The sequence below is a fragment of the Cellulophaga sp. BC115SP genome, assembly GCF_009905545.1.
Classification (GTDB): domain Bacteria; phylum Bacteroidota; class Bacteroidia; order Cytophagales; family Spirosomataceae; genus Flectobacillus; species Flectobacillus rivi.
In genome coordinates this window covers 17,367-31,855 of record NZ_JAAALB010000013.1, presented here as the reverse complement: position 1 = coordinate 31,855, position 14,489 = coordinate 17,367, and the positions used below count along the sequence as shown (strand labels likewise).

The window sequence follows — 14,489 nt, the reverse complement described above, 5'->3', positions numbered from 1 at the left end:
AGCTTAAAGTGGGTAAAATTAAATTGAATTATTAAGCATTAGGCTGTAAGCCGTAGGCATTAGGCAAAAAGCTCGTATTATTTCATGAAAAGTATTTTTTAACTTTTAGCCTACTGCATAAAGCCTAGAGCTTAAAGCAGTGAAATTATTTTAATTTTGCCTTAGTACTCACATAAAAAAGACCGTTCGGGTGTGGAACGGTCTTTTTTGTATCATATTTTTCAGGAAATTATCATAGATTTTATACAATCGTCTCGTTGAGCTGACGACTTACAGACTCGTGGTAGGCAGCCAAACGACTGTCGAGGTCATCGACCAATTCGGAAGAGCCTACATAAATCGCAGAACGCTGGTGTATCTGCGTAGGTTCAACATCCAAAATTGGGCAAATACCATTGGTAGCCTTCCCTCCCGCTTGTTCGGTAATCATGGCTAGTGGATAGCATTCATACAACAAGCGAAGTTTCCCATCTTGGGCTTTACGCGTAGGTGGATACAAATAAATCCCTCCTTTGAGCAAGTTACGATGAAAATCACCTACTAATGAGCCGATATAACGAGCCATTGCACCAGAAGTTTTGCGCATATCCCCAATAAAAGATTTGATTGGTTCAGCAAACTCATCATAATAAGCATCATTAATAGAATAGATTTTACCCGTTGTAGGCATTTCCATATCTGCATGAGAAAAGAAATACTCACCAAGCGCATTTTCGTACGTAAAGCAATTCACTCCTTTGCCAGTAGTATAAACCATCACAGTCGACGAACCATATAAGATATAGCCCGCAGCCACCTGTTTACGACCACCTTGCATGAAGTCTTCGAGGGTAGCTGGAGTACCAATCGGACTTACACGGCGGTAAATGGAAAAAATTGTTCCAATCGAAACATTTACGTCAATGTTTGACGAACCATCGAGTGGGTCCATTGCCACCACATACTTGGCATTGTTGTTACCAGTCTGGATAATGTCGTCCTCCTCTTCCGAAAGAATACCACATACCTCACCACCATTCACTAATGCTCTTTTGAAACGAATGTTGGCAATTACGTCTAGTTTTTGTTGGCTTTCGCCTTGTACGTTTTCACGACCTAGTGCTCCAGTAATATCCGTAAGACCAGCACGGTTGATTTCACGGCCAATAATTTTAGAAGCAAGAGCAATATCACGCAACAATTGAGAAAGCTCTCCTTTAGCAAAAGCAAAAGCTTCTTGTTGACGCATAATAAAGCGGTCGAGGGTAGTACCAACGGGTAGTGCAAGGGTTGATTCTGCTGTCATATTCTTCACTTGGTTTTAAGAGTAACACGTGATTTTTAAGTACAGTGGTTATGGGTAGCTTGTAACAAACTTTTCACCGCGCCAACAGAATCAATCATAAGGTATGTGAGCATGGAGTAATGATTTGAAGGCTTATTTTGAATAAATTGACAAGACTTTTACTATTTGAGTGTCTTGAATATATCCAATAATAACATCCTTGTTCATCTATTACTCTTCAGGCATAATATAAGAAATTACACATCGGAAAAATTGTAGCATTTGAATGAGGATATTACCAGTTTATCCCCCTTTCTTAGGCCTTATTTCCTACGCACAATACTTACTTATGATTCAAATCAAGCTAACAGTTTTAAGCTAGCTGAAGCCCCCATATACCCATAAGATATATTAGATTGTTTTGGTAGCTATTCAACTATTGAGGTTGACATACAAGTCATGATTTGAAATTGATTTACCAGCTAATCATTGCTCCAAATCATGTCATTTATATGCCAACAACCAATAACCGAATAAGTTATTTACTGCAAACCTATTGAACTTAAATCACAAAACTTTCCTATTCCGTCCTGCTTGGGGTAATATTTTTTTATTGATTCTCTATTTTTTCCAGAAAATCAACATCCAAACTCCCTCAAAACCAACACGAGATTAGAATTGTCTGATAGGCTTACACTTATTAAAAGTACAGCATTAAACAAATCTAATCTCGTGGGCAGACATTATCCTAAAATATTTCAACAAATAGGTAATATAATACTAAATCTCATTGAATTGTATTGGACATTTCCATGAAAGTCCAGCTTTTTGATATATTAAAAAAATCCTAATTTATTGAACTGTGACTAACCAACATATTTTTTATAATTCTCTTCAAACAAGCCTTCCAAATATTTAGCCTTTTCGGTGTAGGCCTCTGGACCTTCCCAAGTATTGATTGGGTTTAGAATTTCGGTAGGTACATTTGGGCATTCCGTTGGGATTTCAATACCAAAAATCGGATGTTTTTCAAAAACCGTGTCAGCAAATTTTCCTTCCAATGCCGCATGAATCATAGCACGAGTGTATTTCAACTTCATGCGTGAGCCAATACCATAAGGTCCACCAGTCCAGCCAGTGTTAATCAACCATACATTTACTTCCCCATTATTGATTTTTTTCCCTAACAAATCGGCATATTTTAAAGGATGTAAAGGTAAAAATGCCGCACCAAAACATGCCGAAAATGTGGCTTGTGGTTCTTTTACGCCCATTTCGGTACCTGCTAGTTTTGAGGTATAGCCTGAGACGAAATAGAACATTGCTTGCTCTTTGTTCAACTTCGCAATTGGCGGTAATACGCCAAAAGCATCAGCCGTCAAGAAGAAAATATTTTTAGGTGAACTTCCTATCGATGGCTCCGCAACGTTAGGGATATAGTTGATAGGATAAGCTGTACGAGTATTTTCAGTTACACTTTGATTGGTATAATCTACGGTTGTTGTTCCCTCGACAAATCGAGTATTTTCGAGAATAGCTCCATAACGAATGGCGCCAAATATTTCTGGCTCTTGCTCAGCACTTAAATTGATTACTTTGGCATAACACCCTCCTTCAAAATTGAATACCTCCTCGTCTGACCAGCCATGCTCGTCATCACCAATCAACTTACGATCAGGGTCGGCAGAGAGCGTTGTTTTACCCGTTCCTGACAAACCGAAGAAAAGAGCAGTATCACCCTCAGCACCAATATTGGCTGAGCAGTGCATAGATAAAACTTGTTTTTCTTGTGGTAAAATATAGTTCAGAACGGTGAAAATGCCTTTTTTCATTTCACCTGCATAACCAGTACCACCAATCAAAATAATCTTACGGGTAAAATCAATAATGGTAAAATTACCTTGACGAGTACCATCCACTGCAGGGTCAGCTTCAAATTCTGGAACATTTAAGATCACCCATTCTGGTTCGAATGTATCGAGCTCCTCTTCTTCTGGACGAAGAAATAGATGATTACAAAACAAGTTATGCCATGCCAAAGTATTTATCACCAATATATTCAAACGATGCGTTGGCGACGCACACGCATACGCATAGCGAGCATACAACTTTTTATTTGCCACAAACGCAATCATTTTCTGATATAAAGCCTCAAACTTGTCGGCCTCAAACGCCTGATTGATGTCGCCCCACCAAACTGTATTGGCAGTTTTATCATCATACACACAAAACTTATCTTTAGGCGAGCGACCCGTAAATTTTCCAGTATCACACATAAAAGCTCCTGTATCAGTCAATACGCCTTCTTGATTCTTTAATGCTTCCTGAATCAAAGTCGATACACGCAAATTAAGGTGAATATCACCGTGCAGTTTGAATACTGGATGATTAACGATTGGTTTGGCAGTTTTGCTCAGGTCTACTGCTAGCATATCATGTTTCATAACGATTGTATTGATTTGAATGAATGGCTGTTTTTAGGCAACCGTTTTATTTGGTGAATAAGTTGATGCCACTTTAGCAAGAATAATAGGAGTAATTGAGGCTGAAGATCATAAACAGCCAATGGGGAAAAGCAGTTATTTTACTTTTCCTTTTATTTACCTGAAACTATCATGATTATCTATCTTTTGCACTGATGAATATTGGTCAAAATACTGATTTTGAGAAGAAAAGCCTGCCTGACATACGAGACAGACTTTATCCAAACCAAACTATTCACCTAATTTGAATTGTGAGTTAGTGAATCAAGAGTTTACGAATGATTCTAAAACTGTTTATTTCGGATATCGGATGTTGGATTTCGGAAGTGTAATTTTTTACATTTCTTAAAAAACAAAGGTATTTAACCTTATTTCCGAAATCAGAAATCCCAAATCCGCAATTATTAGAAATCCTCCGAACAATACTAATTCACAATTCAACATTCACAACTCATAATTATTTTAATGAAACTGCTCCTCTTCTGTTGAGCCTTTCAAGGCGCCCGTAGATGCCAAGCCTCCTGTAACGGTATTTTGAATTGCGTCAAAATAGCCTGTTCCTACAAATGCTTGGTGTTTTACGGCCTTGAAGCCTTTAGATTGTAAAGCAAATTCACGTTGTTGCAATTCTGAGAAACCAGCCATTCCACGTTGTACATACGCACTGGATAACTCGAACATAGCGGTATTCAAAGCATGGAAACCTGCCAAGGTAATAAACTGGAATTTGTAGCCCATATCCGCTAATTCTTCACGGAATGTTTCCATTTTTTTCTCATCCATAAATTTCGCCCAGTTGAATGATGGTGAGCAGTTGTAAGCCAACATTTTGCCTGGATACTTGGCATGAATACCTTGTGCAAACTCACGAGCCATTCCTAAATCTGGATTACCTGTTTCCATCCAAATTAAGTCTGAATATGGCGCATAGCTTAAGCCACGGTCGATACCTTGTTCAAGACCATTTTTCACATAGAAGAAACCTTCCGAAGTTCTTCCTTTGTCGGCTTGGATAAATTTCAAATCTCTTTCATCTACATCAGCCGTAATCAAATTAGCTGCCTCTGCATCGGTACGAGCAATTACTAAGGTTGGTACGCCCATTACATCTGCTGCCAAACGAGCCGCAACTAATTTATTGATAGCCTCTTGTGTTGGCACTAATACTTTTCCTCCTAAGTGACCGCATTTTTTAGCAGAAGATAACTGGTCTTCGAAGTGTACGCCAGATGCTCCTGCTTCGATCATCCATTTCATCAACTCGAAGGCATTCAAATTACCGCCAAAACCTGCTTCTGCATCGGCTACAATGGGTACCATCCAATGCACGTCCCCATCACCATTAACATTTTGTATTTGATCAGCACGCAATAGTGCGTTATTAATTCTTCTCACCACCGCAGGAACGCTATCGGCTGGATACAAACTTTGGTCAGGATACATATTGCCCGACAAGTTCGCATCCGCAGCTACTTGCCAACCAGATAAGTAAATGGCTTTCATACCTGCTTGTACTTCTTGTACGGCTTGGTTACCTGTCAATGCACCCAATCCAGCTACCCAATGATCATTTTTCAACAAGTTCCAAAGGCGCTCTGCACCCATACGTGCAATACTGTAATCAAGTTTGTATGAACCCGCCAAACGAGCCACTTCTTCAGCACTATAAGGTCTTTCGATTCCTTCCCAACGAGGGTTTGTAGTCCAATCAGTTACCAACTGTTGGATTCTTTCTTCTTGTGAAATTTTCATGGTTTCAATTAGTTTTTTGTTTTGTTATAAGAAAAGCATACACATAGCAGAACCAGACTATTGATGAGTTGTGAATGATGAGTGATGAGTGGTGAATTATTAGAAGTAAATTTTGATTTAAAATCACAAACAACTGACTACCAAATCATTAACCTCAAAACTCAGCATTCAAAACTCATAACTCATCAAAGTACTATCGTTCTAGAAGTATAGCTAAATAAGCTCATTGGGGTGTCTCAAGGCTAACACCCCGCCGAACCGTTATTGGTTATTAATACCCTTTAGACTGTGAGCCATAGGCAGAAAAGCTTCAATTATTTTATGAGAAATATCTTTATTTATGACAAATCATAAATAAAAAAGTAGGTTACATTTCCGAAATCCAACATCCGATATCCGAAATAGATAGTGCTCACTCACAACTCCTAACTCTGAAGCGCTTCCTCCTGAGTAAGAAGTACTTCATAAGCATCAGTTGTTAGAAAATAGTCGAATCCTTCTTGTGAAACAAGCTTGTCAAACAATTGGATTGCTTCTATAAATTTGCCAGCATCGTATTTTTCAATTCCTACTAAATGCTTGATTCTTTGGACTTCATCGCTGAGCAAATACTTATAATAATCTGTATCTATCAATTGTCCTTGGTCGGTTTTGGCACCATGATGAAGCCATTGCCATACCTGAGCTCTGGAGATTTCGGCCGTGGCTGCATCTTCCATAAGGTTATGGATTGCTGCCGCTCCTACACCTCTCAGCCATGACTCGATATACAAAATACCTACTTGGATATTCATTCTGATACCTGCTTCGGTAATAGCTGTATTCGGAATCGTAAAGTTGATTAGCTCGGCACCAGTAATGACTTCATTTTCAAGCATTACTTGCTTTTGGTTTGGATTTTCTCCCAAAGCTTTATTAAATGGTACTAATGCCACCGCCACCAAATCGGGGTGAGCAACCCAAGTTCCATCAAAACCTGTACTAGCTTCCAGTTCTTTATCGGCGTTTACTCGCTCAAAAGCCATTTTATTGACAGCTTCATCCTTACGGTTAGGTATAAACGCAGACATTCCTCCTATGGCATGAGCTTTACGCTTGTGACAAGTTTGCACTAATAATTTTGCATAAGCACGCATAAATGGTACAGCCATCGTTACCTGAGCACGGTCAGGAAGAAGGCGGTCGGCATATTGATGAAACTTCTTGATACAACTAAAGATATAATCCCAACGACCTGCATTGAGCGCAGCAATATGGTTTCGTAGTTCGTACAGGATTTCATCCATCTCAAAAGCTGCCATGATGGTTTCAATCAAAACAGTTACTTTGGTCGTACCTTGTGGAACTTCTAAAGCATCTTGTGCCGCCACAAAAACATCATTCCAAAGACGAGCTTCCAGATGACTTTCCATTTTGGGTAAATAGAAATACGGACCGCTTCCACGTTTGATCAATTCCCAGGCATTATGAAAGAAATACAAACCAAAGTCAAAAATCGAAGCCGAAGCGGGCTCCCCATCAATTAGAACGTGTTTTTCTTCCATGTGCCAACCACGAGGACGAACTTTCAAAACCGCCACTTCGGGATTTAGGGCATAAAATTTACCATTATCAGCCGTAAAATCTATTTGTTTACGAATGGCATCACGTAAATTAATTTGCCCTTCAATCACATTGCTCCAAGAAGGCGTGTTGGCATCCTCAAAATCAGCCATAAAAACTTTTGCACCAGAATTAAGCGCATTGATTACCATACGACGATCTACGGGTCCTGTGATTTCAACACGACGATCTTGTAAATCTTGTGGAATTGGGGCAACACTCCAGTCAGCCTGACGAATCTCAGCTGTTGCTGGCAAAAAATCTGGCAAAATACCTTGATTGATTTGTTCTTGACGCAGAACACGATTATTGAGCAAAGCCAAGCGCTGACGATTGAACATTCTTTGCAAATCGCGCACAAAGGTCAATGCCTCTTTGGTTAGAATGGTCTCAAACTGCGGTGATACTTCTCCCAATATCTCCACTCCTTGAATTGAATGCTGATTCATGTCTTTCTGGTGGTTTTGTTTTGTTATTTTCAGAGCTAAAGGCTTTGAGCAAAAGTATCTGAGAAACACTATTTACTTCGAGCGCCATTTTGTTGATTTTCTTCTCTGCTTACTGCATTGGTTTCGGCGCTTGGGCACTACATTGACAGAAAAGATGGCTTTTTTTATTTTTGGTGAAAATTCGCTAAAGCTTTTTCTTATATCTGATGAAAAAGAAATAACTTATTGCTGAACTTCGAAACAAAGTTATAAATGCGAAATTTAAAAAACAAGCGAAATTTCGCTAAATTTTAATATTTCGTTATTTTCTTTAAAAATTTATACGTAATTTTGGAAAAACTATAAAAGATATGAGTGCGAACAGCGATAAAGTAAAAATAATTTTCGGACTGAAAATCAGACAGTTACGACTAGACAAAAAGCTCTCATTGAGCGAAGTTGCCGAAAAATCGGGTTTGTCTATCTCCTATTTGAATGAGATAGAAAAAGGGAAAAAATATCCCAAAACCGAAAAAATCATGGCGCTATCCGATGCTTTAAATATAGATTATGATTCTTTGGTATCGCTAAAATTGAGTAAACAGCTCGAACCTATTGCCGAATTACTCAACTCGAATATCCTAACAGAACTACCTTTAGAGATTTTTGGGGTTGAACCAGCCGACTTCATTGAGCTAATGTCGGAAGCTCCAGCCAAAATTTCGGCCTTTATTAGTACGATTATCGAAATAAGTCGCAACTACGATATGCGCGTCGAGCAGTTTTACTTTTCGGTATTACGCTCGTATCAGGAAATGTATGACAATTATTTCCCCGATATTGAAGAATCAGCACAGCAGTTTCGTAAGCTTTTCGAGATTTCGGAAATCACTTCACCCAACGATACCTTATTATCTGACATTCTCCAAAATTTCTATGGCTATCAGATAGAAGAATTCACGCGTGAAAGTCATCCTGATTTGATAACGATACGCTCGGTGTATAATCCCAAAACATCAAAATTATTGGTCAATGGTGATTTAAGTCCCGAACAAAGAGCTTTTACTTTTGGTCGTGAGTTGGGATACCAATTTTTGCAACTCAAAAATCGTCCATATATCTCGTCGGTCATAGAGGTAAACTCTTTTGAACAAGTACTAAACAATTTCAAAGCATCCTACTTTGCAGGTGCGGTACTCATCAACAAAAATGTATTGGTTGACCGACTGACATATTTCTTTGCTAGTCCCAAATGGAATGGCGATATGATGTTGAGCATTATGCGCTTGTTTAATGCAACGCCCGAAATGTTCTATCATCGCTTATCTAACTTGATGACAAGTCATTTCAAGATTAACAACCTTTTCTTTTTGCGTTTTAATAATGAAGTAGATCATAAGCTGTTTTACTTGACCAAAGAAATGCACTTGGCAAAATTACATACGCCACATGGTACGGCACTCAACGAGCATTATTGTCGTCGATGGGTTTCGTTAACTATTCTGAAAGATTTGGAAAAAATCCAAAAAGAAGAAGGTTACGACCCAGAAAAAGTATTGTGTAAAGCGCAGGTATCAGAATACATTGATACCAACAATCATTATTTTGTTATGTCTTTGGCAAAACCCTCGCCACCCAACAAAAAAATGAATAGTAGTATAACGCTTGGTTTTGCGATTGATGATAACCTTCGTAGCATGGCTCAGTTTCTCAACGATCCAGCTTTACCAAGACGAAAAGTTAATGAAACCTGTGAGAGATGTGGTGCTGTAGATTGTGCTGAACGTATGAAACCACCCTTGGTGCTTGAGAAAAAACATTCGCTAGAACGCCTCAAACAAGCGATTGCCTCTTTGGAGTAGATTAATTTTATGTACTCAAGGCTTTAGCTCGTAAGCTAAAAGGTTAAACGTATTTCCGTTAAAATAATGGAACCACTTTTGCCAAAGGCTTACAACTTATTGCTTAAAATCGTAATAATGTCATCTTTGGGAGGATTATTACCTAACTATGAAATAGCTGAGTAATTGGTATATAAAGTTATCTTAAACGAAAATACTTTGTCAAAAAGCATGAAATCCTAGGCACTTTTGTCTTTGTCTTGTACAACTTACAGATTCAACAAGTCGCAGACTATGAGAATTTTGAGAGAAGATTTGAGCAATTATTCGAAATTTATGATTTCGACCTATCGTAAAATGACAAAAATTTCATTTTTACTGAAAAAAAAATTAAGTCCAATTATTCTTCGTTTTGTACAACGTTTTATACTTGACTTTGGACAAAACAAATAATATTTCGATAATTATCCATTTTTAGAATAATATTTTGAATAAAACCTCTAATTCGGATTATTTCAGTAGAAAAAATAAGTATCTAAAAACTTTTATATTGTTGCTCAAATGATATATATTTGCTAACCGTAATATATCACAAAAAAATCTATGAAAAACCCAAATTGCCCAAAATGTGACTCTTCTCTAGTCACCAAAAGCGGAGTTATCAAGGATAAGCAGCGCTTCAAGTGTAAATCTTGTAATTATAACTTCACCGTAGAGAAGCTTGGTAAAGGTATTTCTCAATACTATGTAATTAAGGCGCTTCAGCTATACATTGAAGGAGTTACTTACCGCGAAATTGAGCGATTATTGGGTGTTTCACACGTATCTGTGATGAACTGGGTAAAGAAATATCAGATTAAAGTACCAAAGGGCAACGAATACCATCCGACATATAAAATACTGAACCACAAAGAATTAGCTGAATTTTATGCTAATAGAGAAAATCTTAAAGGAGCAGGAATGATTGTAACTGAGTTAGGCGACAAATTCATGCTCATCAAATGGGAAAGACTAAAGCATTAAGTAAAAACGATAGGTTTTTCAATGTAGATTTATTACCGAAAACACTACCTAACTACTAATTTCATCATTTTTCGAAGAATAAAATAGTCTTAAAACTATACAAAAATTGCAAAACTATACCACTGCTATTGCTGGTATAGTTTTTTTTATGAGGTTTGTATCATAAACCAGTGCAAAAAAAGCACAGAATATTACAACAAAACAAAACCATAGAGCTGTTTTTAGTTCTTTTTGAAAATACCCTCATAAGGCAATTTTATAACAAAACAAGACCACAAAAACCATTCTTCGATTATGAAAAGATTTTTATTGTCGGTGTTAGGCACGGCTATTTGCACGTCTAACATTGTCGCTCAAAGTAGCACATCCTCTAGTTCAACAACTGCGTCAACGCCAGCTAAAACAGAGGCACCTGCTGAGCAAAAAGTGACAGTGTACGGGTTTGTGAGAAATGATATTTACTATAATACAAGAAGAAATTTAGATTTGAGAGATGGGGTATTAGATGTATATCCATCAGATGCCACCAACCTCCCAACTCGTTCAGGAACAACACTAACACCCAACGGTAGCGACGACGGAAATGCCATTCCACAACTTGGTTATTCGGCTATTGTTACAAGATTAGGCGTAAAATTCGGTGGCATTAGCGCTTTTGGTGCCAAAGCAAGTGGAGTATTAGAAACTGATTTCTTTGGTATCACCAACGGAACCGCAGGAACATCGGGAGGCGGAACAGAAAACCTACTACGTTTACGCCATGCTTATGTAGCCTTGGATTGGAACAAAACACAATTATTGGTAGGACAATACTGGAATCCAAACTTTATACCAAAGTGCTTTCCAGGAACAGCCAACTTTAACACGGGGATTCCTTTCAACCCATTCTCGTTTATACCACAAGTTCGCTTGACACACAAACTTTCGAGCCTTGTATCTTTTACTGGAATGTTGTTTGGGTATGATTTACAAGGATTTAGCCCAGCAGGTACATTTGGTTCGGGAACTGGTGTTGACGCTTACAAATTTGCCACTACGCCATCATTTGCAGCACAACTAGGTGTAGAAAACAAGAAGTTTTTGGCAAGCATTGGTTTAGAAGGCAATACAATCCGCCCAAGAATTACAGATACACAAAACCCTAGTACAGGCGTTTGGGGAGGAACAGGCGCTCCGAATGTTTCTAAGAATATTTCGACAAACCTATTTACGCTCAATTTGTTGGCTTATGCCAAATATACCTCCAATAATTTGACCGCCAAGTTTCATACAACGTATGGTCAAAGCTATACTCAGTATGTTGGTTTAGGTGGTTTGGCTGAATATCGTAATGCCACCACTGGTGAGTGGAAATACGCAGCGCAAAATCAATGGAACCTTTGGGGTGAATTGATTTCAACTAAATCAAAGAAAGTACAACCTGCTGTATTTGTGGGATATATGAAAAACCTAGGTTTGTCAGATGCTATTAACAAATCTGATATTCAAAGCGGAAGCTTGGCATTCTTAGGAAGAGGCATCAGTACCACAAGAACTTTTGATAGCATGTTCAGATTAGCGCCAAGAGTTGATTTCTATTCAGGTAAAATGAAGTTTGCTCTTGAATACGAAATCTCATCAATGAACTGGGCAGATGTAGACAGCACTGTGCCAGATGCTTCAGGAACATTACCAAGTACCATCTCATTCAAGCCTGCAAGCGGTGATTTAGCTCGTTCATTTACAGCCACAAACCATCGTTTACAAGCAGTAGTAGTATATAATTTCTAAAATCACTTTTACAAAAAATTGTAAAGCAAGGCCAGAGGGGCTGAGCGCGTAGAACTAAGCCCCTCGAACTTCCACTTTACCCTAAATCAAAGTATTAACCCCGTTTAACCATTAGCAACTATGTCAGAAAAGAAATCTACCGCAGGACTAGCATCCATCATTGGAGCTTCATCGGTTGGAACCCTCATCGAATGGTATGACTTTTATATCTTCGGAAGCTTAGCCACTATTATCTCAACACAGTTTTTTCCAAAGGACAACCCTACAGCGGCATTTTTGTCAACACTTGCCACTTTTGCAGCGGGTTTTGTAGTTCGTCCTTTTGGTGCACTTTTCTTCGGTCGTCTTGGTGACTTGATTGGTCGTAAATACACTTTCATGGTAACACTCGTATTGATGGGTGGTGCTACTTTCGCTATCGGTTGTGTGCCTGGTTATGAAACGATCGGTTTCTTTGCGCCACTATTGGTATTAGTACTTCGTTTGTTGCAAGGTTTGGCCTTGGGCGGCGAGTATGGTGGCGCTGCTACGTATGTTGCAGAGCACGCACCTGCCAACGAAAAAGGTTTTTGGACCTCTTGGATTCAAATTACTGCAACGGCAGGTTTGTTTATCTCATTGGCAGTGATTTTGATTACACAATCGTCATTAGGTAAAGAAAAATTTGAAGAATGGGGATGGAGAGTTCCGTTTTGGGTATCTATCATCATGGTATATGTTTCTGTCTTAATTCGTAAAAATATGCACGAGTCGCCTTTGTTTGCAAAAGCTAAAGCAGAAGGTAAAACATCGGCTAATCCATTGAAAGAGTCGTTTGGTAACAAGTACAATTTCAAATACGTTTTGCTTGCATTGTTTGGTGCTACGATGGGTCAAGGGGTGATTTGGTACACGGGTCAGTTCTACGCGCAGACCTTCTTGTTGAAAATTTGTAATATTGATTTCCAACAAGCCAACACCCTTTTGATTATTGCCCTAATGATGGGTACTCCGTTCTTCGTATTCTTTGGATGGTTATCAGACAAAATTGGTCGTAAAGGTATCATGTTGACTGGTATGTTGTTAGGCGTACTTTGCTACCGTCCTATTTATGAGAAAATCTACCAGACTGCCAACACTAAGAACAAAGAAGAAATTACGGCTAAAACTACAGAAGAAGTTAAACGTGCTTTGGTAGAAGGTACAGCAGATTCTTTGATTACAACGACCGTGACAAAAGAATACACAGACGGTACAAAATACAAAGAAGTGAAAAAAGTAACTGTATTGGCAGATGCATCAAAAGAAGCTCCAAAACCAGATGTTGTTAAAACTGTTAAATTGAACGAAGGCGACAAATGGACTATGATTTGGATGGTATTTGTTCAGTTGTTATTTGTAACAATGGCTTATGGACCAATTGCTGCATTCTTGGTAGAAATGTTCCCAGTAAAAATCCGCTACACGTCTATGTCTTTGCCATACCACATTGGTAACGGTGTATTCGGAGGTTTGATGCCAGCGATTGCTACTTACTTAGTTTCTAAAGCAAAAGATGCCAACGAAGCAGCCGAAAAAGCTGGTCAGGCAGTTGTTAACTCACAGCCATACTTAGAGGGTTTGAAATACCCAATGTTAATTGCAGGTATCTGTTTTGTCATCGGCTTGCTTTATATCAAAGAGAAAAAAGGAGGAGTAGAGTAATGGCTGTAGGCTTTGAGCAATAAGTACTATTAAATCCAGTATCAATCAATAGTAACAAACATAAAGGCGGGTTTATCTGTTGATATTTTCTGATGAATGAATAAGTGTATCTTTAAAATTTCATTGGGTGTTTGTCGAAAGAACGAAATTTCCCTTCGCCACTCCTTACTTTTCTTGTCTTGACACAAGAAAAGTAACAAAAGAAAGTCAAGAAATCCTAAACTCGCCTGCGGCTCAAACAATAGGATTTCAGAAAGCTATGAAACATTTGCTTTGAATATTTTGTAAAATTCAAACATGCTTTAGCTTTCTAATCACAGATTACAATTAACGAATAACTTCTATTGAATACATTTTAAATTTTTATACAAAATGGACGGAATTAAAAAAATCTTAGGTATCGTTTGGATCCTCCTCGGTATCGCCGCCGCTTGGTTTGGCATCACAGTATTAGGGCTTCCTAAATTGAGCTCTGGAAAACAAGATGACTTGGTATTTGGTATTATCATCATGTTTATCTTAACGCCAATTATTACAGGTGGTTTACTAATTTTCGGAAAATACGCTCTTCAAGGAGAGTTTAGCGAAGAAAATGCATAATCAGGTCTGATGGCTTTTGACCTTTTGAAAATTGTTGATGGTG

The 14,489-nt window shown here is 38.4% G+C and carries 9 protein-coding genes; 5 read left to right on the top strand and 4 right to left on the bottom strand.

The window, feature by feature from the left end:
• Positions 1-241: 241 nt before the first annotated feature.
• The 4 genes from fbp to aceB all read right to left on the bottom strand — a co-directional run bounded on the left by fbp (position 242) and on the right by aceB (position 7,550).
• Entirely contained in the window at positions 242-1,285 is a 1,044-nt protein-coding gene (gene fbp, locus GVN22_RS11910) for a class 1 fructose-bisphosphatase (protein ID WP_166551254.1), read from the bottom strand.
• An 845-nt stretch (positions 1,286-2,130) separates the two neighbouring features.
• Positions 2,131-3,708: a phosphoenolpyruvate carboxykinase (ATP) gene (gene pckA / locus GVN22_RS11905; RefSeq protein WP_240915624.1), complete on the bottom strand. Its 1,578-nt coding sequence runs from the start codon at positions 3,706-3,708 to the stop codon at positions 2,131-2,133.
• Positions 3,709-4,209: 501 nt separating this feature from the next.
• Positions 4,210-5,499 carry an isocitrate lyase gene (gene aceA, locus GVN22_RS11900; RefSeq protein ID WP_166551253.1) on the bottom strand — a complete coding sequence of 430 codons (1,290 nt, stop codon included), beginning with the start codon at positions 5,497-5,499 and terminating at the stop codon, positions 4,210-4,212.
• Between the two features lie 425 nt (positions 5,500-5,924).
• Positions 5,925-7,550, bottom strand: a complete 1,626-nt coding sequence (gene aceB, locus GVN22_RS11895) for a malate synthase A (RefSeq protein ID WP_166551252.1) — start codon at positions 7,548-7,550, stop codon at positions 5,925-5,927.
• A gap of 350 nt (positions 7,551-7,900) precedes the next feature.
• On the opposite strand from aceB, the gene GVN22_RS11890 reads away from it, so the two are divergent.
• The 5 genes from GVN22_RS11890 to GVN22_RS11870 all read left to right on the top strand — a co-directional run bounded on the left by GVN22_RS11890 (position 7,901) and on the right by GVN22_RS11870 (position 14,446).
• Entirely contained in the window at positions 7,901-9,391 is a 1,491-nt protein-coding gene (locus tag GVN22_RS11890; protein ID WP_166551251.1) for a helix-turn-helix domain-containing protein, read from the top strand.
• A gap of 582 nt (positions 9,392-9,973) precedes the next feature.
• Entirely contained in the window at positions 9,974-10,393 is a 420-nt protein-coding gene (locus GVN22_RS11885) for a helix-turn-helix domain-containing protein (RefSeq protein WP_166551250.1), read from the top strand.
• Between the two features lie 294 nt (positions 10,394-10,687).
• Positions 10,688-12,163 carry a hypothetical protein gene (locus GVN22_RS11880; RefSeq protein ID WP_166551249.1) on the top strand — a complete coding sequence of 492 codons (1,476 nt, stop codon included), beginning with the start codon at positions 10,688-10,690 and terminating at the stop codon, positions 12,161-12,163.
• 120 nt (positions 12,164-12,283) lie between these two features.
• Complete coding sequence (locus tag GVN22_RS11875) at positions 12,284-13,846, top strand: MFS transporter (RefSeq protein ID WP_166551248.1); 1,563 nt, start codon at positions 12,284-12,286, stop codon at positions 13,844-13,846.
• Between the two features lie 372 nt (positions 13,847-14,218).
• Positions 14,219-14,446 carry a DUF6814 family protein gene (locus tag GVN22_RS11870; RefSeq protein WP_166551247.1) on the top strand — a complete coding sequence of 76 codons (228 nt, stop codon included), beginning with the start codon at positions 14,219-14,221 and terminating at the stop codon, positions 14,444-14,446.
• Positions 14,447-14,489 lie beyond the last annotated feature (43 nt).

Coding starts and splice junctions, on each gene's coding strand:
- fbp (WP_166551254.1), bottom strand. CDS start 1,285: ATGACAGCAGAATCAACCCTTGCACTACCCGTTGGTACTACCCTCGAC.
- pckA (WP_240915624.1), bottom strand. CDS start 3,708: ATGAAACATGATATGCTAGCAGTAGACCTGAGCAAAACTGCCAAACCA.
- aceA (WP_166551253.1), bottom strand. CDS start 5,499: ATGAAAATTTCACAAGAAGAAAGAATCCAACAGTTGGTAACTGATTGG.
- aceB (WP_166551252.1), bottom strand. CDS start 7,550: ATGAATCAGCATTCAATTCAAGGAGTGGAGATATTGGGAGAAGTATCA.
- GVN22_RS11890 (WP_166551251.1), top strand. CDS start 7,901: ATGAGTGCGAACAGCGATAAAGTAAAAATAATTTTCGGACTGAAAATC.
- GVN22_RS11885 (WP_166551250.1), top strand. CDS start 9,974: ATGAAAAACCCAAATTGCCCAAAATGTGACTCTTCTCTAGTCACCAAA.
- GVN22_RS11880 (WP_166551249.1), top strand. CDS start 10,688: ATGAAAAGATTTTTATTGTCGGTGTTAGGCACGGCTATTTGCACGTCT.
- GVN22_RS11875 (WP_166551248.1), top strand. CDS start 12,284: ATGTCAGAAAAGAAATCTACCGCAGGACTAGCATCCATCATTGGAGCT.
- GVN22_RS11870 (WP_166551247.1), top strand. CDS start 14,219: ATGGACGGAATTAAAAAAATCTTAGGTATCGTTTGGATCCTCCTCGGT.